Source organism: Corynebacterium lemuris (assembly GCF_024919295.1).
In the GTDB taxonomy this organism is placed as follows: domain Bacteria; phylum Actinomycetota; class Actinomycetes; order Mycobacteriales; family Mycobacteriaceae; genus Corynebacterium; species Corynebacterium lemuris.
This window is the reverse complement of record NZ_JANWTC010000004.1, coordinates 1-18,915: the sequence shown is the minus strand read 5'-3', so window position 1 is coordinate 18,915 and position 18,915 is coordinate 1. Positions and strand designations below refer to the sequence as shown.

Below are 18,915 nucleotides of genomic sequence, written 5' to 3'. Positions count from 1 at the left end.
AGCAGCTCACATTCCCACCGCCTTGTACAGCGAGGTCAGCTCGGACTGGTTGAGGGCACGCAGGTGGCCCGGCTTCTGCTCGCCGAGCTGGACCGTGTGGAGCTTGGTGCGCACGAGGCGCTGGACCGGGTAACCGGCCGCCTTGAGCATGCGGCGGACGATGTGCTTGCGGCCCTCGTGCAGCTCGATGCGCAGCAGGGACTGGCCCTCGTGGGTGTCCACGATCTGGACGTAGTCGACCTTGGCGGGGCCGTCATCGAGTTCGATGCCGTTCTTCAGGGTGCGGATGAGCTTCCGGTCGGCCTCACCCAGCACGGTGGCCAGGTAGGTCTTGGACACCTCGTATCTGGGGTGCATGAGGCGGTTGGCCAGCTCGCCGTCGTTGGTCAGCAGCAGCAGGCCCTCGGTGTCGGCGTCGAGACGGCCGACATGGAACAGGCGCCGCCCGGAGGCGAGCTTCTCGGCGACGTAGTCACCGACGCAGGGACGGCCCTCATCGTCCGACATGGTCGACAGCACGCCGCGGGGCTTGTTGAGGAGGAAGTACTGGTGTTCCTCGTTGACGTTGATGCGCACCCCGTCGACGCGGATGACATCCACGTTCGGGTTGACGCGCGTGCCCTGGACCTTGACGACCTTGCCGTTGACCTCGACACGGCCCTTGTCGATGAGGACCTCGGCATGGCGGCGGGAGGCGACGCCGGCCTGGGCGAGCACCTTCTGCAGGCGGATGCCCTCGGCGGCGGGGGCGGTCTCGCCTTCGTAGAGCCAGTCGGCGCCCAGGCTCTCGGCGACGGAGCGGGCGGAGGCGGCCTTCTTGCGGCGCTCCTCGGAGGAGACGTTCTGGCGGCGGGCGGGGCGGGCCTGGGACAGCGGAATCTCGGATGCACGGGGCTTTCTGCCCTGGTTTTCCGGTGTGCCGTCACGGCGAGCGGGTGGAGTCACGGAGATCGTGTCCTTCTCATTCGGTTATGGATTTACTTCCGCTCAACCCTACCGGATGGACCCTCAAAACTCCTCGTCGATGGAATCGACCTCGGGCAGCAGCGGCGCCAGATCGGGTAGCCGATCGAGCGAATCAATTCCCAGCAGCTCCAGGAACAGCTCCGTGGTGGCGTAGCGGTGGGCCCCGGAGGATTCTCCGGTGTCGACCTCCCGGATCAGCCCGCGCAGCTGCAGGGTGCGCATGACGCCGTCGACGTTGACGCCGCGGACCGCGGCGACCTGGGAGCGGGTGGCCGGCTGGCGGTAGGCCACCACAGCCAGGGTCTCCAGCGCCGCACGGGAGAGTCGGGCCTGGGAGCCGTCGAGCAGGAACTGCTCCACCACCGGCGCATTGGCGGGACGGGTGTACAGCCGCCACCCCTCCCCTGTCTCCCGCAGGTCGAAACCGGAGCCCCGGTGGTTGAATTCGGTCGCCGTGGCCCGTAGCAGGCTGGTGACGGTGTCCTCCTCCACCCCGAGGACCCGGGCCAGGGCGGTCGCGGTCGCCGGGGCATCGAGGACCAGCAGCACCGATTCCAGACGGGAGCGCAGCTGACCGATCAGGGGCAGCTCAGTCACAGCTCATGCCTCTCACACCAGGGAAACAGGCAAAGGTCAAGCCTGCACCCTTGTTTTTTGCGGGAGAAGGTGGCCTGCCAACCATTGCCGTCATGGGAAGTTCCGCCCGGGCGGTGGCGGGGATCAGCGGATTCATGCCCGTCAGTCTAGGCCGCGTGCACCCCCGCGAAGATTTTCCTGCCAACTTCTCTTGCGCACAGGTGTGATGTGTGTAACATTTCCGTATGGCTACCATCACACGCACCGATCGCCTCATCCTCATGCCGCTCAGCACCAGGCATGACGAGGAGGCCTACAAGGTCTACAGCGACAAGCGCATCTGGACCCACCGCCCGCACGCCCGTCACGACGACGTCCGGGAAACCCACCAGCTCATCGGCCGCACGCAGGCCTCCTGGGCCGCGAAGGACCTCGGCCCCTGGGGCATCTACCTGCGTGACCAGCCCTCCGAATTCATCGGCGTGGGCGGTCTCGAGCTGGTCGACGGCCGCGTCTGGGACCTCAAGTACCGGTTCCGCCCCGACAAATGGGGCAACGGTTACGCCACCGAGGTCTCCGAGGCCGCCCTCAAGGCCGTGCGCCGGATGGACCCGGACACCCCCGTCACCGCACGCGTGACCACCAACCACCCGGCCTCGGCGCGCATCCTGGAGAAGATCGGTCTCCATTCCGTCTGGGAGGGACGTCGCGCCGGCACTGACGAACTCCCGGAGGAACCGGATGTGCGCATCTACGCGGACCGGGAACTGTCACCGGAGCTCCTGGAGTTCCTCAAGGCCCGCCCCTGAGCGCACGTCAGGCCAGCTGGAGTGCCTCACCCAGATCCAGGTCGAGGGACTGCCGGGCCATGCTGCGGAACTCCACGGGGTCGAGGCTGCCGGCCCCCTCAGGCAGGCAGCCCAGCATCGGCACACCGGTCACCCAGGGAAGTTCAGCCAGGTTCTCCCTGGTGGCCAGGTCGGGATCCGCCGGCAGGCTGCCGCCGACCAACCCCCGGACGTGCAGCCCCCGGGCATGGGCGGCGGTCACCGTCAGCTCAGCTGCGTTGAGGCTGCCCACCCCCAGCGGGGTGACCACGATCAGTGGCGCCCCAAGATCCGAGGCGAGGTCCGCGATGGTGAGGCTGCCGGCCAGGCGAACCAGGAGACCACCGTCCCCCTCCACGACCACGACCCGGTCCGGGCCGTCAAGTGCCCGGATCCGGGAGACCATCTTCGCCCGGTCCACCGAGGGCAACCCGGCACGCCGGGCCGCGAGGACGGGGACCAGGGGCTCCGGGTAACGGACGAATTCCAGCGCCCCGACCCCGGTGAGCCGCCGGATGTTCGCCGCATCGCCGGTGCCGTGTGCGGACACCCCGGTCTGGACCGGCTTGACCGGGATGACCTTCATGCCCCGCTCACTGAGGACCGAGACGATGGCCGCGGTGGTGATCGTCTTTCCCACGCCCGGGCCGGTACCTGTCACGACGATGATGCTCATGCAACCACCTCCCCTACTGAGCCGGGGAAGGGACGGGAGAGAAGCAGGACCGGCGCCGGCGCACGTCCGGAGCCGTGAGGGGGCTGACCGGTACGGACAATCTTGACCTGGGACACAAAACTCCTCTGAAGTGACGACAGCATTAGCTGAACGTTATTCAAGCACGATCAGTTGACGCGTGCAGCATCTGGTGCTGAACAACATTCAGAGGGGTGTGGCCGGGGTCCCCTAGTCCCAGTTCACGGCAGCCACCACCGCCGGGTCCACCTCCAGGCCGGTCCAGGCCACCGACAGCTCCCCCAGGGCCTCCTCCTGCAGGGTGTCCACGGCCTGCGCCTTGTAGAGTTCGAGCAGCGCGAGGAAGCGGCCCACCACCTCCATGGAGGCGGTGCAGTCACGGGTGAGAGTCCGGAAGTTCAGCCACTGACCTGCGCCGATGAACCGGAGGGTATCCAGGATCCGCCCGGCCTGTTCCGGCACCGAGACGGCGACCTGATGCAGGTGGGACACGCCGACCGACTCCGGGGGCCGGGGCCGGAAGACCCCGGCCGCCAGTTCCGCGAAACTGGCGGGGGTGTGCCCGAGATCGACAGACGGGAGCAGATCGGCGAACCGCTCCTCCGGCCCCACGGCACGGGGGTAGCGGCGGCGGGCGTTTTGCTGCCAACGGGCGAACATGTCCGCGACCTTCTTGTAGGCGCGGTACTGCAGCAGGCGGGCGAAAAGCAGGTCGCGGGTCTCCAGCAGGGCGAGGTCCTCGACATCGTCGACATCGCCGCGGGGCAGCAGGCGGGCAGCCTTGAGGTCGAGCAGGGTGGCGGCCACCACGAGGAATTCAGTGGTCTCATCCAGGTCGGAGGTCGCCCCCAGTGTCCGGGTGTAGGCGATGAAGTCATCGGTGACCTCGGCCAGGGCCACCTCAGTGACGTCGAGTTTGCGGGAGCCGATCAGTTGGAGCAGCAGGTCGAAAGGACCCTCGAAGTTGTCCAGGGCGACGCGGAAACCCGGTTGCCTGTCCTCCGCAGCCGGGCTGGCCGTCACCGGCGTGCGGTCCGTTCCAGCACCTCGAGGGCCAGGTGGCGGTACTGCTCCGCGCCCTGGGAGTTGGGCGCCCAGGTGATGATCGGCTCGCCGGCGACGGAGGTCTCCGGGAAGCGGACGGTCCGGGTGATCACCGAGTCGAAGACCCGGTCCCCGAAAACCTCGACCACCCGGGACATCACCTCACGGGCATGGCCGGTGCGCCGGTCGAACATGGTGACCAGGATGCCCATGATCTCCAGATCGAAGTTGAGCCGGTCGGCAACCTTCTCCACGGTGTCGGTGAGCAGCGCCAGCCCGCGGAGGGAGAAGTACTCGCACTCCATGGGGATGATCACGCCGTGGGCACACGCCAGGGCGTTGACCGTGAGCAGGCCGAGGGAGGGCTGGCAGTCGAGGATGATGAAGTCGTAGTCCTTGAGCACCGGGCGCAGTGCCCGCGCCAGCGTCTGCTCCCGGCCGACCTCATTGACCAGCTGGATCTCAGCGGCCGAAAGGTCGATGTTGGCGGGCACCAGGTCCAGGTTCGGCAGGTCCGTGTGGTGGACGGCCGAGTGGATGGAGGTGTGGTTGTCCAGGAGGAGATCGTAGACGGTGACGTCGAGCTCGTCGTGGCGCATGCCCAGCCCCGCGGACAGTGCGCCCTGGGGGTCGAGGTCGACGAGCAGGACCTTGCGGCCGAGTTCCGCGAGACAGGCACCCAGGTTGATGGTGGACGTGGTCTTGCCGACGCCGCCCTTCTGGTTGCACATGGCGATGATCGTTGCGGGCCCGTGTTCGTCCAGCGGGCCGGGCTGCGGGAGTACCCGCAGCGGCCGTCCGGTCAGACCGAGCTCGCCAGCGGGGTCCTCGTACATCCCCTCTCGGCTCACAGTCATACCCTCTTCCTTGACTGAATCAATTATGGCGTCGTGCGCCCTTGCCTTTCCACAGGGTACCTTGTGTTCCCGCCGCACCCGGGTGACACGGCGGAACTGATTTCAGTCAAGATTTCAGACTTGATTCAGAGATGCTTTCCGGGGGAAGAACCTCAGGCGTCGGCCCGGCGGCGTCGGCCGAGCAGCAGCCCGCCGCCCACCAGCAGGACGAGACCGACCACCCCGGCCACGACGATCGTGCCGGTGCGCGCACCGGCATCCGTGGCCGTCACCGCCGCCATGTCAACAGCCTCGGCACCCGGTGCCACCGGTGCCGCCGGGTCGGTGAAGGTGACCACGGCGACGGCTGTGCCATCGCGGACGACCTCCATGATGAAGGGGTTGTCCGGGGTCTGCCCCTCCGGGTAGGTCAGGGTGAGGGTCCGGGAGACCTCGTCGATCTCGCGGGTGACACCCTCGACGGGACGTCCCGCGGCGTCGAGGTAGCGCAGTCCCAGGCCCTCGCGGGAGACGTCCTTGAACTGGTTGAAGAGTTTCAACGCCTGGACCATCCCGAGGGTGGCGGTGATGCGGTTGCCTTCGACGGCGGACTCAAGCTGGATGTGCTCGGCAGCCCCCCGGTCAACCTGTGCCACCGGGGAGGCTGCTTCCTCAGGGTCAGCCGTCGGATCCGTGGCCGGGACATCGGCCGGCTCCGCGGCGGGGGCCGGGGCCGGATCAGCTGCCGGTGCGGGGGCCGGGGCCGGGGCTCCCTCCGCCACGAGGGTGAGGCTGGCGCTGTAACCGGCAGCGGAGACGGGCACGACGGTGCTGGCCCCGCCCTCGGCAGGGGCGGTCACCGAGACGCTCGTACCGGCGGAGACTACCGACCAGCCGCCGGCGTGGTGGCTGACGCTCACGGGGACGCCGAGGTCCACGGTGGTGGTCTGCCCGGCGGGAACCGCGATCGGTCCGCTGATGATGTCCTGGACGCTCACCCCCGGTGGGAGTGCCGGCTGTGCGGCGGCGGTGGCGGGTGCCAGACCCAGCATGGCGGTCAGTGCAGCAAGAGCTATGGCGCGGCGCACGGATGTCCTTTCGTCGGCGATGTGAGGAATCGACCGCTCACCTTACGCGCCCGGCCGGGGATTCACCCGCCGGACCGGAAGAGATACACTCATTTTCATGCATCTGTACTTCCTGTAGGAACCACCCCCGCGCGCCCACCGGCCCCGCCCTTTCTCAGGCGGCTGCCGTGTTGCTGGCGCGCCTTCGTGTTCCTGCAGACCTTCCGGTACAGAAAGCTCCTCCATGAACTCCCCTCTTCCGGCACACCGTCGTGCCCAGCTCGTCGCGGAGAACATCTCCGTGACCCTCGGCACCCGCCCCATCTTCACCCATCTCTCGCTCGCGCTCTCCCCCGGCGACCGGCTCTTCATTGTCGGCGAGAACGGCCGCGGCAAAACCACCCTGCTCCACACCCTCACCGGCCGTCTCCTCCCGGATTCCGGCCGGCGACGGCCGTACCGTGGGCGATGCCGTCCGCGAGGTAATCCGGCCCGCCGAGCAGGCGCTCGAGCGTCTCGACGCTGCCCTGGACACCATCGAAACCGACCCCGGGGAGTACGAGGCGGCGCTGGCCGCGGCTGAACTCCTCGACGCCTGGGACGCCCGCCGCCGGGTCACCGCCGCACTGGCCGCCCTCGACGCCGACTTCGGCGCCGATGTCCCCCTCGCGGATCTCTCCGTCGGCCAGCGCTACCGGGTGCGGCTGGCCTGCCTCCTGGGCACCCACCACGACCATCTGCTCCTCGACGAACCCACCAACCACCTCGACCACGCGGGCCTGACCTACCTGACCGCGCAGCTGCGCCAGCGGCGGGGCTCGGTGCTCACCGTCTCCCACGACCGGGCACTGCTGGCCGATCTGGCCACCACCGTCCTCGATCTCGATCCCACCCCGGACGGACTGCCGCGGACCTGGGGCAACGGCTACGAGGGCTACCGTGCCGGACGCGCCGCCCTGGAACAGGCCTGGGCCGATGACTACGCCGCCCACACCACCCGCCACGCGCAGCTGCGTTCCGATCTGCAGCAGGCGCAGACCCGCCTGTCCACCGGCTGGCGCCCGCCCAAGGGCACGGGAAAACACACCCGCCAGTCCCACACACCCGCTGTAGTGCAGGCGGTGAAACGCCGGCAGCAGGCCCTCGACGCCGCCGCGGTGACAGTCCCGCCACCCCCGCCGGCTTTCACCTTCCCCCGCCTGCACGCCCGCCCCACCCGCACCTACCTGCGGGCGGAGGGCATCACCGTGGCCGGGCGGCTGACCGGGCCCGTCAACCTGGCGGTGCGCGGTGGTGACCGTCTCGTGGTCACCGGCCCCAACGGCGCCGGGAAATCCACCCTCCTCGACGTGCTCACCGGGGCGCTCTCCCCCACCACCGGCAGTGTGTCCGTGTCCGATCCCGCCCGGATCGGGCGTCTCCACCAGGAATCCGGGGAGGATGCCGGCACGCTGTCAATGGGCCAGCGCCGGCGCCGCGACCTCGCCCGCATGCTCGGTACCGGACCCGCGGTCCTGCTGCTGGATGAACCCACCAACCACCTGTCCATCAACGCCGTCGACCAGTTGACCAGGGCCCTGGCGGAGACGGAGGCGGCGGTCATCCTGGTCACCCACGACCGGCAGCTGCTCGCCGACACGGCCCACTGGCCGCGCCTGGAACTCAGGCCCGCGGATGCGCCTCCCGCCACACCTGCCGGAGATTCTCCGCGGTGACGTGCGTGTAGATCTGGGTGGTGGTCACCGAGGAATGGCCGAGCAGCTCCTGGACGACGCGGACATCCGCCCCACCCTCCAGCAGGTGGGTGGCGTAGGAGTGGCGCAGGGTGTGCGGGGAGATCTCCTTGTCCAGCCCGGCGCGCTGCGTCGCCGTCTTCAGGGCCGCCCAGGCGCTCTGCCGGGACAGCGCCCCGCCGCGGGTGTTGAGCAGCAGTGCGTGGCTGCGGCCGCGGGCGAAGGCGGGGCGGGCGCGGACCAGGTAGGCCTCGACCGCCTCGAGTGCCTTGGAGCCGACGGGGACGAGGCGTTGTTTGCCGCCCTTGCCGGTGATGCGCAGGATGCCGTCGCTGTCGGTGACATCGTCGACGAGCAGGCCGGTGACCTCGGAGATGCGGGCACCGGTGCCGTAGAGCAGTTCCAGCAACGCCTTGTCGCGCAGGTCGACGGGGGTGGCCAGGTCATCGGTGGGCACGGCGTCGAGAAGCGTGGCCACCTCGGCGATGCTGAGGGTGTCCGGCAGGTGGCGTCCGGTGGCTGGCGGGGAGACCTCGGCGGCGACGTCGACACCGACGGCTCCTTCGCGCACGGCGAATTTGTGCAGGCCGCGGGCGACGACGAGGGCCCGGCCGGCGGAGCTGGCTGCGAGTCCGGAGCGGCGCAGGTCCGCGACGTAGGCCTCGACGTCGGTGGTGGCGACCTCGGCCAGGTCGGTGCGGCCGGCGGCCTCCAGCCAGTCGAGGTAGCGGTCGAGGTCGCGGCGGTAGTTACTCAGCGTGTTCGCGGACAGTCCGCGTTCCACGGCGAGGTGGTCGAGCCAGGTCGCGGCGATCTCGCGTGTGCCCGCCACTAGGGCAGCCTCTTCAGGTCCGGCCCCACCCCTGCTTCACGACGCCGCCGTGGCAGCGCCGTGGGCCGCCACGGGTTGGGTGCGTCGACCGGCCGTGGGGTGGCGCGCCCGGCGAGCACCTCGGCGGCGGTCATGATCCCGGAGATGGCGATGGCGTTGATGATCTCCCCGGCCATGATCATTCCGCGGGCGGTGTCCAGCGGTGTCCACTCGAGGATCATGTCGGCCTCCTCGTGCTCCACCTCCCCGCGTTCGCAGTCATGCAGGTCGCGGGCGAGGAAGACACGGACGGTCTCGTCGCAGAAACCGGGTGAGGTCACCAGGTCGCACAGGACGTCCCAGCGGTCAGCGGCCAGGCCTGCCTCCTCGGCGAGCTCGCGCCGGGCGGTGGTGAGTTCGTCCTCGCCGTCGACGTCGAGAAGCCCGGCGGGCAGTTCCCAGAGCCGGGCTCGGACACTGTGGCGGTACTGGCGGACCAGGGCGATCTCCCCGCTGTCGCGGACCGCGACAACGGCGACGGCCCCGAAGTGCTCGACGATCTCGCGGCGGCCGGTGCCTTCGCCGGGCATGGCGAGGGTGTCTCGGCGTACGGCGAGGATCGGGGACTCGAGCAGCAGCTCGGTGTCCAGGACACGGAAATCGTGGGTGCCGGGTGGGGTCATGCCGATCAATCTACCGGCAGCGCGGCGGCCAGCAGTCCGGTGAACAGCGGGTGTGCCCGCGTCGGGCGGGAGCGGTACTCGGGGTGGGCCTGCGTGGCCACCAGATAGGGGTGCTGCTGCCGGGGGTATTCGACGAACTCGACCAGGCCCCCGTCCGGGGAGGTGCCGGAAAACTGCAGACCGGAGCCGGCGGTGATCTGCTCGCGGTAGGCGTTGTTGACCTCGTAGCGGTGGCGGTGGCGCTCAGAGACGGAGACCTCACCGTAGAGCTGTGCGATGAGCGAGTCCTCCTGGAGGGTGGCCGGCCAGGCGCCCAGGCGCATCGTGCCCCCCAGGTCCGCTTCCCCGGCGACGGCCGCCTGCTGCTCGGCCATGGTGGCGATGACCGGGGTGTCAGTTTCGGGATCGGACTCCGTGGAGGTCGCACGGCTCATCCCGGCGGTGCGGGCGGCCTCGATGACCACGGTCTGCAGGCCCAGGCAGATGCCCAGCAGCGGCACGCGGTTGATGCGGCAGTGGCGCACGGCCCCGATCATGCCCTCGATGCCGCGGGGGCCGAAGCCGCCGGGGATGATCACGGCGTCCACTTCGGCGAGCGCCTCCGCGGCAGCTGCCGGGCGGGTGCAGTCCTCGGCGCTGATCCACACCACCTCGGCTTCCACCCGGTGGTGGAAACCGGCGGCGCGGACGGCCTCGACGACGGAGAGGTAGGCGTCGGGCAGCCGGGTGTATTTGCCCACGATGCCCACGGTCACCTTCCCCCGCGGGTGATGGACCCGTTCGAGCAGGTCATCCCAGCTCCGCCAGTCCGGTTCCCCGGCGGGCAGCTGCAGACGCCCGAGCAGGAAGGTGTCCAGGCCCCGGGTGTGGAGGATGCCGGGGATGTCGTAGATGGAGGCGGCATCCTCACAGGAGATGACACCTGCGTCCTCGACATCGCACATCATCGCGATCTTGCGGCGCAGATTGGCCGGGACCTCCCGGTCGCAGCGCAGGACCACGGCATCGGGCTGGATGCCCAGGGAACGCAGCTGCGCCACCGAATGCTGGGTGGGTTTGGTCTTCAGCTCCCCGGAGGGTGCCAGCCAGGGCACCAGGGAGACGTGGATGAAGGCGATGTTCTCCCGGCCGACCGTGCGGCGCAGCTGCCGGACCGCCTCCAGGAAGGGCAGGGATTCAATGTCGCCGACGGTGCCGCCGATCTCGGTGATGATGACGTCGACGTCCGCCGGGGCGCGCAGGCGGTCGCGGATCTCGTCGGTGACGTGCGGAATGACCTGGACCGTCCTGCCCAGGTAGTCGCCGCGGCGTTCCTTGGCGATGACCTCCGAGTACACCGCCCCCATGGTGATGTTGGCCGTGCGGTCGAGGTCACGGTCAAGGAAGCGCTCATAGTGGCCGAGATCGAGGTCGGTTTCCGCGCCGTCCTCGGTGACGAAGACCTCGCCGTGCTCGAAGGGGTTCATCGTGCCGGGGTCGACGTTGAGGTAGGGGTCGAGTTTCTGCATGGTCACCCGCAGGCCGCGGGCGCTGAGCAGTTGTCCCAGGCTGGCGGCCGTCAGGCCCTTGCCCAGGGAGGAGACGACCCCTCCTGTGACGATGATGTGGCGGGTGGTGTGGGGCATGCGGGTCTCCCGGGGTCCGTGGTGTGGAGCACTACGGGACCTCAGAATAACCTGTCCACCGACAGATAGGAACCCCTTGATATCAGGGGGCCGGGCTCACCGCCTCCGCGGAACCGGCCGAACCGTAGGATCCGGTCTCCCCCGCCAGCTGCTCCCGCACGGCCAGCACGGTGGCCATACGGCCCACCGCGCGGCCGACGGAATCAACCGTGGAGACCCCGTTGTCCGGGTTCGTCCGCAGCAGGCCCACGGCACCGGTCTCCGCCGCGGTGTGGATCCGTCCCGCCAGGACGGTACCGTTACCGCGCGAGTCGAGGGCGGCGACGAAGTCCGCCAGGTTCCGGGCCGCCAGAGCTGCCTCACCGCCCCCGGCTGAATCACCGGTGACCACCACGATGACCTGCGCCGGCAGGATGGTGCCGTCCTCGTAATCGAGGAAGCCGGCCTCCCGCAGGGAACGCAGCAGCAGACCGCGCTCCTCCGAGGTGGCCTGCTCCTCGCCCGTCCCCGGATCAAGCAGCAGTGCGGAACCGAGCGCCTCACCGGCGTGCAGCCCCGGGTCCAGCCGCTCCTCCGAGAGCTGCGCCCCCGCGGGCAGTGTGTTCGCCACGATGGACTTCAGCTGGTCCGCACCCTCCGCGGCGAGGAACTGCTCACCCAGGGTGATGGTGCCGGCGCTGACGGCGGCGGCCTCGGCAAGCAGGAGCCGGACACCTGTGACATCCTCCTCCTGCGCATCCGCGGTGCGGATGAGCAGGACCGGCCGGTCCGCGAGCGTGCCCGCCACCGCCGGGCCCGCCAGCTCACCGACGACGCTGTCCGCCGAGGCGGCCTGGGCCTCGGCGATGTCGGCGCGGGTCTCCGCGGCCGCCAGCTCCTGCTGGGCCGCACCGCTGCCCAGGTTTGAGCCCTCCGGCATGTTGGGGGCGAGCACCAGCGTGCCCAGCAGCACACCCGCCGCCACCCCGAAACCAAGTCCACCGACCAGCCAGCCGGCCCTGCCCTGTCCACGTCGTGCCATGTCCTGAAACCCCCTTCTCAGCGGAACCAGCCCTGGAAGGTCAGCGCGATGCTGTTCCAGGTGTCGACGAGGTTGTCGGTGAAGGAGGACGGGCCGGTCAGACCCACCACCAGCACAATCGCGGCCAGCCCGACGAGGACGCCCAGCAGCGCCCACAGCCAGGCCATGCTCCGGCCGCCGCTGACGTGGTAGAGCCCGGCGATGGCGTTGGCGTCGACCAGACGGGGGCCGAGCTTGGAACGGGTGAGCAGGGCCGCCGGGGTCGCACCCGCTTCATCGGCGAAGACGTCGTTGAGGTCGAAGGGGCTGCCGGCCAGCACGACCAGCTCCGCACCGTGGTAGTCGGCGAGCAGGAGCGCGAGATCCGTGGCGGAATCGGTGGCGGCCGGGAAGGTCATCGCCCCGACCCCGAGGTCCTGGATCCGCTCGAGCCCGGCGGCGTGGCCGTCCGGGTCCGCCGGCAGGACCACGCGCGCCCCGCTGCGCAGCGTGTCCGCGCCGATGCCGGCCGGGTTGCCCACGATCAGGTCAGGCTTGTAGCCCAGCTCCAGCAGGGTGTCCGCGGCGGAATCCACGCCCACGATCACGGGTGAGTACTCCCGGATGAAGTTGCGCAGCAGCTTCACCTCATTGCGGTGTTCCGCACCCGGGCTGACCACGAGCACCTTCCGGTCACGGATCTCGGTGCCGGTATCCGGGATACCCAGGCCGTCGATGAGCAGGGGGCCCTCGGAGTGGATGAACTGAATGGTGTTGCCGAAGAAGGCCTCCATGCGGTCGACCAGCGACTGCTGGGCATCCGTGAAGGTGGCCTCCACAGCCTGCGGGGTGAGCACCCGGCCGGTGCCGGCCAGCTTCTCCCCGACGTGGATCTCCCCCTCCTCGGTGATCCGGGCCTTCTTGCCGTTCTTCAGGGCGGTGCCTGCCTCCGCACCGATACTCTCCACGAGCAGGACACCGGCGTCCAGCAGCATGTGGGGGCCGAAGTTGGGGACCGCACCCGTGGAGAACTGCGAGAGGTTGAGCACGGCGGCAGGTTTGGATTCGAGGAGGCGCTGCGCATCCTGGCGGGAGATGTCCGGCGTGTTGATGACGGCGATGTCGCCGGCGCGCAGGCGGGAGTAACCCCTGCCCGCGGTCGTGCAGTCGCGCAGGGTGCCCTGCAGCCCGGGCAGGTCGGCGGTGCGGGAGAACAGACTCATGGCGCCCATTGTGGCGGCCACGGCCACCGGAATGGTGAAGGCGCGCGGGGCTCAGCCGCGCCGAAACTCCCCACGCTCGGTACCCGCCCGTTCCAGCAGTTCGGCGGCGTGCGCCCGGCCGGTGTCGGTGTCATCCAGGCCCGCAAGCATGCGCGCGAGTTCCTCCACCCGCTGTTCCGCATCGAGGGTGAGCACCCCGGAGGTCACGGCCTCATCGCCGACGTCCTTGGCCACGTGCAGGTGGGTGTCCGCGTAGGCGGCGACCTGCGGGAGGTGGGTGACCACGATGACCTGGTTGCGGGTGGCCAGGCGGGCCAGGCGCCGACCGATCTCCACGGCCGCACGCCCACCGACACCGGCGTCCACCTCGTCGAAGACCAGCGTCGCTCCCTGCGTGCCGGCGGAGAGGATCACCTCGAGCGCGAGCATGACGCGCGAGAGCTCACCACCGGAGGCCGAGGAGGCCAGCGGACGTGCCGGGGTCGATGCGTTGGGTGCGAGCATGAGCTCGACCTCGTCGGCACCCTCGCGGCCCGGGGTCACGGGACGGACCTCCACAACGAGGCGGGCCTTGGCCATGGCCAGGCCCTGCAGTTCCGCGGTGACCTGGTCGGCCAGGTGCCCGGCGGCCTGCTGCCGGGCGGCGCTCAGCTTCTTCGCCGCGGCCGTCATCGTCTTCTTCGCGGACGCGACCTGCTTCTTCAGCTCATCGAGCGCCTCGGAGGAGATGTCGATCCTCCCCAGCCTCGTGCGCGCCTTGTCCCGCCAGGTGAGCACGCCGTCGATGTCGGGGGCGTATTTGCGGGTGAGCAGCTTCAGCTGCTGCTGGCGTTGGAGGAGCTCCTCCAGCTGCTCGGGATCCGCCGGCAGGTCCGCCAGGAAACCACCGAGCTCCGCGGCGATCTCGCCGAGCTGGGCGGTGATCTCCGTGAGCCGGCCCCCCAGTTCCTTCAGCTGCGTGTCCTCGGAGCCGCTGAGTGCGGCCTCGGCCCGGCCCAGCAGCGTGGAGGCGGGGTCCTCCTCGGACCAGCCGCCGAAGGCCTCCGGCCCGTCAATGGAGCCCAGCGCCGTCGAAGCCTCCTCCCGGAGGGTGTCCACGTCCTGGAGACGCCGGATGCGGGTGAGCAGTTCGACGTCCTCCCCCGGCTCCGGCTCGACGGCATCGATCTCGTCGAGGGCGAACTGGAGCCGGTCGATCTCCTGGGCCAGCTCCCGGCGGGACTCGGTGCGCTGGCGCAGGTCCTTCTCCAGGTCGCGCCACTTCCGCCACACCTTCCGGTAATTCTCCAGCAGCGGGCCGATCGCCGGGTCGAAGCGGTCGAGTGCTGCCAGCTGCTGGTCCGGGGCCAGGAGGCGCAGCTGGTCGTTCTGGCCGTGGATGGTCAGCAGCGGGGCGGCGAACTCGGCGAGGGTGGCCGCCGGGACGGAACGCCCGCCCAGGTGCGCGCGGGAACGGCCGTTGGCGTTGACGGTGCGGGAGGCGATGAACTCGCCGTTCTCGTCGGGGGTGCCCCCGGCGGCGTCGACAAGCTCGGCGACCTGAGCGGCGGCGTCCGCAGCCATTGAGGAGGTGAGGAAACGGCCCTCGACCACTGCCTGGCCAGCACCGTTGCGCACCCGCGAGGCGTCGGCGCGGCCGCCGGCCAGCAGCCGGAGACCGGTGACCACCATGGTTTTTCCGGCGCCGGTCTCACCGGTGAGCACCGTCAGCCCCGCGGCCAGCTCAGCGGAGGCGGCGGGGATGACACCGAGGTTCTCGATGGCGATGTCAGCAAGCATGCGGCCCACCCTACGCGAACACGTGTACTACTCCCGGTATTGGGACTCAGGGATTTTTCTGCGTCCGGGGACCGCGCCAACCGGAGATCGGCAGCCGCAGCTTCGTCACCAGACGGTCGGTGAAGGTCGAATCATCCAGACGTACCCACCGTACCGGACGCGCGCCGCGCACGACCTCCACGCGCGAACCCGGAGGCATGGGGATCGGCCGGAAACCGTCCATGACCGCCATCGCCGGTGAGGACTCCGGGTTGGATTCCACCGCCACCGTGGAATGCGGGGAGACCACCAGCGGCTTGGTGAACAGCGCGTGTGCGTTATTCGGCACCACCAGGATGGCATCGAGCTCCGGCCACAGCACCGGCCCACCCGCGGAGAAGGCGTAGGCCGTGGAACCCGTCGGCGTGGAGATGAGCACGCCGTCGCAACCGAAGGAGGACACCGGCCGGCCATCAACCTCCAGGATCGCGTCGAGCACGCCGCGGCGGTTGAGGTTCTCCACGCTGACCTCGTTGAGCGCCCAGCCACGTCCGATGACCTCGAGGTCATTGTCCAGGACGGTGACGTCGACGGTCATGCGGTCCTCGACACGGTAGCTGCGGTCGATGACCCGTTGGATGGCCACATCGAGGGACTCGACCTCCCATTCGGCGAGGAAGCCGACGTGCCCGAGGTTGATACCGAGCACCGGCACGTCAACGGAATGCGCCAGGTCGGCGGCGCGCAAGAAGGTGCCGTCACCACCGAGGACGAGCACGAGCTCGCAACCCTCGGCGGCGTCCGCGGTGTGCGTGACCCGCGACAGCCGGGAGAGCACCGGGCTGCCTTCCAGGGGGCGGCCGTCCTGGTGGACGAGGACACGGACGGTGATGCCCGCCGAATCGAGGAGTTCGGCGGTACGCTCCGCCGCGTCAATGTTCTTGCTGCGGCCGGTGTGCGGCACGAGCAGGATGTGGCGCTGCTCCGCAGCCACGGATTCTTCGGTCAGGTGCTCACTCAACGGGGTCCCTCCTGCACGGCCTGGTCAATCATTGTGTCCAGCTGCTCCGGCGCGGGCGCGGATGCGCCGCCGTCCTTGATCAGCCACAGAAAATATTCTACGTTCCCACTGGGTCCCGGCAGCGGCGAGGCCACCACCCCACGGCAGCTCAGCCCCAGGGTGAGGGCGAATTCCGCGACCTCGCGGGTGACCTCCGCACGCAGCTGCGGGCTGCGCACCACGCCGCCGGAGCCGAGCCGGTCCTTGCCCACCTCGAACTGGGGCTTGACCATGGGCAGCAGGTCCGCACCCTCGCTCAGGGCGGCGGCGATCGCCGGCAGGGTCAGGCGCAGGGAGATGAAGGACAGGTCGCCGACCATCATGTCGCAGGGCCCGCCGCACATCTCCGGCGTCAGGTGCCGGATGTTGGTGCGGTCGAGCACGCGCACGCGCGGGTCATTCTGCAGCCGCCAGATCAGCTGGCCGTAGCCCACGTCGACGGCGACAACCTCGGCGGCGTCGCGACGCAGCAGCACATCCGTGAAACCACCCGTCGAGGCGCCCGCATCGAGGACCTTCCGGCCGGCGACCCTCAGCCCCTGCGGCTCGAAGACCTCGAGCGCGCCGAGGAGTTTATGGGCACCTCTCGACGCCCAGTCATCATCCCCGGCCTCCTCCACCCGGATGGACACCTCGGGTTCAACGACGGTGGCCGGCTTCAGCGCCTGGAAACCACCGACGTAGACCCGGCCCGCCTTGATCATCTCCACCGCCTGCTCGCGGGAGCGTGCGATCTTCCGGCGGACCAGTTCGGCGTCCAGCCGCCTGCGTGCGACAGCCATGCCTGTCCCCTATCTATCCGTTGTCCTGCAGTGCGCGGTGCAGCACCGCGTGCGCCCGGGTGAGTTGTTCCGTCTCCTCCGCCAGGCCAGCGGGTGTCTCCGCGAGGATCTCCGCCACCTGCTTCTCGACGTCCCCCGGGTTCACCACCAGTCCGCCACCGCACGGTAGGCGTCATCGCTCATCGGGCGGATCAGATCCGCCGGTTTCGGCAGCGCCCACGCCACCTGGAGTACCGTGCGCAGCGCCTGGATCGAGGTGGAGTCAGCGGTACCGCGCTCGAGCAGGATGTCGTTGCCGTCGACCCGGGCGGTGAAACCACCCTGCGGGCCGGGGCACAGATCTGTTGCCGGGGAGGTCAGTTCGCTGAGGGATTCCGCGATGTAGGTAGGGCGCTGCTCCTTGACCGCCTCCAGCAGGGCAATGTGCCCGGAGACCCCGGTGAGCACCTGGAAGGTGGGCATGCCGGCGGCGTTGCCGCCCTCGATGTCGGTGTCCAGGCGGTCGCCCACCACCAGCGGATTCTGCGCACCCATGCGGCGTGCGGCGTTGAGCATCATCGCGGGCAGGGGCTTGCCCGCTGAGGTCGGGGTCACCCCCGTGGCGGAGACCAGCGCCGCGACCATGGAGCCGTTGCCCACCATCAGGCCCCGCTCCGTGGGCAGGGTGGTGTCCAGGTTGGAGGCGAAGAACAGGGCCCCACCCCGGATGGCCAGCGCCGCCTCCGAGAGCTGCGCCCAGGTCACCTCCGGATCCAGGCCCTGCAGCACCGCCCGGGGCTTGTCGTCCGCCGAATCGACGACGACATAGCCGGCCCGGCCGGCCAGTTCCCTGAAGGAGGCGGTGCCGATGACGAAGACCGCATCCCCCGGTGACAGGTGCTCGGCGGCCAGGTCAATGGCGGCCTGCGCTGAGGTCACCACGTCCTGCTCCGCCGCCTGCAGGCCGATGGCCCGCAGTTTCTCCGCGACATCCGCCGGGGAACGCATCGCGTTATTGGTGATGTAGATACCCGGGACCGGGGAGGCGTTGATGGCCTCCACCGCTCCCGGGATCGCTCGACCCCCCTCCCAGACGGTTCCGTCCAGATCAAGCAACAGGGCATCGTGGGTGGCGAGAAGGCTCATGGTTTCCCAGCTTAGTCAGGCGGCGACGGGTCAGGACAGTTCGGCGATGCGATCGGCCGCATCGAGCATTTCCTCTTCGTCGATCTTGTCCGCATGCTGGAACCACTCCACGGCCTCTGCGGTGCGGCCGGCGGCGGCCAGGGCGTCCGCGTAGGCATAAAACAACCGGGCGTTGACCGCACCGGTGGCGTTCTGGTCCGGGTTGAGCCGCTGCAGGGTGACCACCGCGGCCTCCGGCTGGCTCATGTCCAGACGTGCCCCGGCGATGACGATGCCGAGCTCCACGGCACCTTCCCTGTCGAGCAGACGGGCTTCCTCGGAACGGCCCAGTTCAACGGCCTTTTCCGGGCGGCCCAGACCGCGTTCGCAGTCGGCCATGACGGCCATGAGGCCCGGGCCGCCGGACATGCGGCGGGCCGCACGCAGCTCGGAGAGGGCTTCCTTCCACTCCCCGGCGTGGTAGGCGGCAATGCCGTTGGTCTCACGGGCGACGGCCACACGTCCGGCTCGGTCCTTGGCCGCACGGGCGTGGCGCAGGGCCAGCTTCGGGTCATCCTGCATGAGGGTGGCTGCCATGATCATGTGGCGGGCGACGGCATCCGCATTGTCCTTGGACAGGACCTTCAGGTCCTGCAGCACCATCGGATCCAGGTCGGTGATCTCGATGTCATCCGGCAGATCCGGCTCCGTCAGCCGCTTGTTCAGGCGCTCCTCACGGAAGCCGGAACGCTGCGGGCCCGAGCGCACCTGCTGGGAGCGGTCCGAACCGGCCCGCTGTGCGTGACGACGCTCCCCACCCGGACGGCGGTCACGGTTGTCCCGGTCGCCGCTACCTTCACGACGGTCGCGGTAGTCACCGCGCGCATCATCGCGGCGGGGGCCACCAGGGCGCTGCGGACGTCCTCCGCGGGAATCATTCTGACGGTCACGGTACGGGCGATCGGACATGTGACTATTTTCTCCCATATTCTCTGCATTGACGGCAGATACGCGAAAAGCGCGGCCTGTCGAGGAGAAGACTCTCAACTCGACAGGCCGCGCCTTTCATTCCTCTGTTAAATTTTAGCGTCGGCGGTAACCTACTCTCCCACACCCTCCCGGGTGC

General features: G+C 69.5%; 18 protein-coding genes and 1 pseudogene. 2 read left to right on the top strand and 17 right to left on the bottom strand.

The genetic code is table 11. The features are described from left to right. Positions 1-6: 6 nt before the first annotated feature. Positions 7-945 carry a pseudouridine synthase gene (locus NYP18_RS07040; RefSeq protein WP_259427471.1) on the bottom strand — a complete coding sequence of 313 codons (939 nt, stop codon included), beginning with the start codon at positions 943-945 and terminating at the stop codon, positions 7-9. 63 nt (positions 946-1,008) lie between these two features. Then, the gene (scpB, locus tag NYP18_RS07035) at positions 1,009-1,563 is read right to left on the bottom strand and encodes an SMC-Scp complex subunit ScpB (protein ID WP_259427470.1); all 555 of its coding nucleotides are present in this window, start codon (positions 1,561-1,563) and stop codon (positions 1,009-1,011) included. A 224-nt stretch (positions 1,564-1,787) separates the two neighbouring features. On the opposite strand from scpB, the gene NYP18_RS07030 reads away from it, so the two are divergent. Further along, positions 1,788-2,351: a GNAT family N-acetyltransferase gene (locus NYP18_RS07030; protein ID WP_259427469.1), complete on the top strand. Its 564-nt coding sequence runs from the start codon at positions 1,788-1,790 to the stop codon at positions 2,349-2,351. A 7-nt stretch (positions 2,352-2,358) separates the two neighbouring features. Here NYP18_RS07030 and bioD read toward each other — a convergent pair whose 3' ends face one another. The 4 genes from bioD to NYP18_RS07010 form a co-directional block, all read right to left on the bottom strand. After that, positions 2,359-3,045, bottom strand: a complete 687-nt coding sequence (gene bioD / locus NYP18_RS07025; RefSeq protein ID WP_259427468.1) for a dethiobiotin synthase — start codon at positions 3,043-3,045, stop codon at positions 2,359-2,361. 228 nt (positions 3,046-3,273) lie between these two features. Next, on the bottom strand, positions 3,274-4,086 hold the full coding sequence (locus tag NYP18_RS07020) for a segregation and condensation protein A (RefSeq protein ID WP_259427467.1): 813 nt from the start codon (positions 4,084-4,086) through the stop codon (positions 3,274-3,276). Continuing rightward, positions 4,083-4,964 (bottom strand): ParA family protein, encoded by an 882-nt coding sequence (locus tag NYP18_RS07015; RefSeq protein WP_304503690.1) that lies wholly within the window; start codon positions 4,962-4,964, stop codon positions 4,083-4,085. The genes NYP18_RS07020 and NYP18_RS07015 overlap by 4 nt, the downstream gene beginning before the upstream one ends. 152 nt (positions 4,965-5,116) lie before the next feature. Further along, entirely contained in the window at positions 5,117-6,031 is a 915-nt protein-coding gene (locus tag NYP18_RS07010) for a hypothetical protein (protein ID WP_259427662.1), read from the bottom strand. A 223-nt stretch (positions 6,032-6,254) separates the two neighbouring features. On the opposite strand from NYP18_RS07010, the pseudogene NYP18_RS07005 reads away from it, so the two are divergent. Then, positions 6,255-7,725: pseudogene (locus NYP18_RS07005) on the top strand (ATP-binding cassette domain-containing protein). On the opposite strand, the gene xerD reads toward NYP18_RS07005, so the two are convergent. From xerD to NYP18_RS06950, 11 genes are all read right to left on the bottom strand, one after another. Further along, positions 7,673-8,575: a site-specific tyrosine recombinase XerD gene (gene xerD, locus NYP18_RS07000; RefSeq protein ID WP_259427466.1), complete on the bottom strand. Its 903-nt coding sequence runs from the start codon at positions 8,573-8,575 to the stop codon at positions 7,673-7,675. The pseudogene NYP18_RS07005 and the gene xerD overlap by 53 nt on opposite strands. After that, positions 8,575-9,237, bottom strand: coding sequence for an NUDIX domain-containing protein (locus NYP18_RS06995; protein ID WP_259427465.1), 663 nt, complete (start codon positions 9,235-9,237; stop codon positions 8,575-8,577). The genes xerD and NYP18_RS06995 overlap by 1 nt, the downstream gene beginning before the upstream one ends. 5 nt (positions 9,238-9,242) lie before the next feature. After that, a complete protein-coding gene (gene pyrG, locus NYP18_RS06990; RefSeq protein ID WP_259427464.1) occupies positions 9,243-10,862 on the bottom strand; it encodes a CTP synthase in 1,620 nt (539 codons plus the stop codon). Positions 10,863-10,944: 82 nt separating this feature from the next. Next, entirely contained in the window at positions 10,945-11,883 is a 939-nt protein-coding gene (locus NYP18_RS06985) for a copper transporter (RefSeq protein ID WP_259427463.1), read from the bottom strand. A gap of 17 nt (positions 11,884-11,900) precedes the next feature. Then, positions 11,901-13,094 carry a putative cytokinetic ring protein SteA gene (steA, locus tag NYP18_RS06980; RefSeq protein ID WP_259427648.1) on the bottom strand — a complete coding sequence of 398 codons (1,194 nt, stop codon included), beginning with the start codon at positions 13,092-13,094 and terminating at the stop codon, positions 11,901-11,903. Positions 13,095-13,136: 42 nt separating this feature from the next. Continuing rightward, on the bottom strand, positions 13,137-14,864 hold the full coding sequence (gene recN, locus NYP18_RS06975) for a DNA repair protein RecN (RefSeq protein ID WP_259427462.1): 1,728 nt from the start codon (positions 14,862-14,864) through the stop codon (positions 13,137-13,139). 46 nt (positions 14,865-14,910) lie between these two features. Next, positions 14,911-15,837 (bottom strand): NAD kinase, encoded by a 927-nt coding sequence (locus NYP18_RS06970; protein WP_439648070.1) that lies wholly within the window; start codon positions 15,835-15,837, stop codon positions 14,911-14,913. Between the two features lie 23 nt (positions 15,838-15,860). Beyond that, complete coding sequence (locus NYP18_RS06965; protein WP_259427461.1) at positions 15,861-16,685, bottom strand: TlyA family RNA methyltransferase; 825 nt, start codon at positions 16,683-16,685, stop codon at positions 15,861-15,863. 13 nt (positions 16,686-16,698) lie between these two features. Then, positions 16,699-16,833, bottom strand: a complete 135-nt coding sequence (locus NYP18_RS06960; RefSeq protein ID WP_259427460.1) for a hypothetical protein — start codon at positions 16,831-16,833, stop codon at positions 16,699-16,701. Further along, positions 16,827-17,810 (bottom strand): HAD-IIA family hydrolase, encoded by a 984-nt coding sequence (locus NYP18_RS06955; protein WP_259427459.1) that lies wholly within the window; start codon positions 17,808-17,810, stop codon positions 16,827-16,829. Before NYP18_RS06955 ends, NYP18_RS06960 begins: the two co-directional genes overlap by 7 nt. A gap of 30 nt (positions 17,811-17,840) precedes the next feature. Next, complete coding sequence (locus NYP18_RS06950; RefSeq protein ID WP_259427457.1) at positions 17,841-18,758, bottom strand: hypothetical protein; 918 nt, start codon at positions 18,756-18,758, stop codon at positions 17,841-17,843. Between the last annotated feature and the right edge of the window lie 157 nt (positions 18,759-18,915).

What these genes read in the sequence shown, in the direction of transcription:
- recN (WP_259427462.1), bottom strand. Translation starts at nt 14,864, where the DNA reads ATGCTTGCTGACATCGCCATCGAGAACCTCGGTGTCATCCCCGCCGCC.
- bioD (WP_259427468.1), bottom strand. Translation starts at nt 3,045, where the DNA reads ATGAGCATCATCGTCGTGACAGGTACCGGCCCGGGCGTGGGAAAGACG.
- pyrG (WP_259427464.1), bottom strand. Translation starts at nt 10,862, where the DNA reads ATGCCCCACACCACCCGCCACATCATCGTCACAGGAGGGGTCGTCTCC.
- NYP18_RS07030 (WP_259427469.1), top strand. Translation starts at nt 1,788, where the DNA reads ATGGCTACCATCACACGCACCGATCGCCTCATCCTCATGCCGCTCAGC.
- NYP18_RS06955 (WP_259427459.1), bottom strand. Translation starts at nt 17,810, where the DNA reads ATGAGCCTTCTCGCCACCCACGATGCCCTGTTGCTTGATCTGGACGGA.
- NYP18_RS07015 (WP_304503690.1), bottom strand. Translation starts at nt 4,964, where the DNA reads ATGACTGTGAGCCGAGAGGGGATGTACGAGGACCCCGCTGGCGAGCTC.
- NYP18_RS06985 (WP_259427463.1), bottom strand. Translation starts at nt 11,883, where the DNA reads ATGGCACGACGTGGACAGGGCAGGGCCGGCTGGCTGGTCGGTGGACTT.
- NYP18_RS06950 (WP_259427457.1), bottom strand. Translation starts at nt 18,758, where the DNA reads ATGTCCGATCGCCCGTACCGTGACCGTCAGAATGATTCCCGCGGAGGA.
- NYP18_RS06995 (WP_259427465.1), bottom strand. Translation starts at nt 9,237, where the DNA reads ATGACCCCACCCGGCACCCACGATTTCCGTGTCCTGGACACCGAGCTG.
- steA (WP_259427648.1), bottom strand. Translation starts at nt 13,094, where the DNA reads ATGGGCGCCATGAGTCTGTTCTCCCGCACCGCCGACCTGCCCGGGCTG.
- NYP18_RS06965 (WP_259427461.1), bottom strand. Translation starts at nt 16,685, where the DNA reads ATGGCTGTCGCACGCAGGCGGCTGGACGCCGAACTGGTCCGCCGGAAG.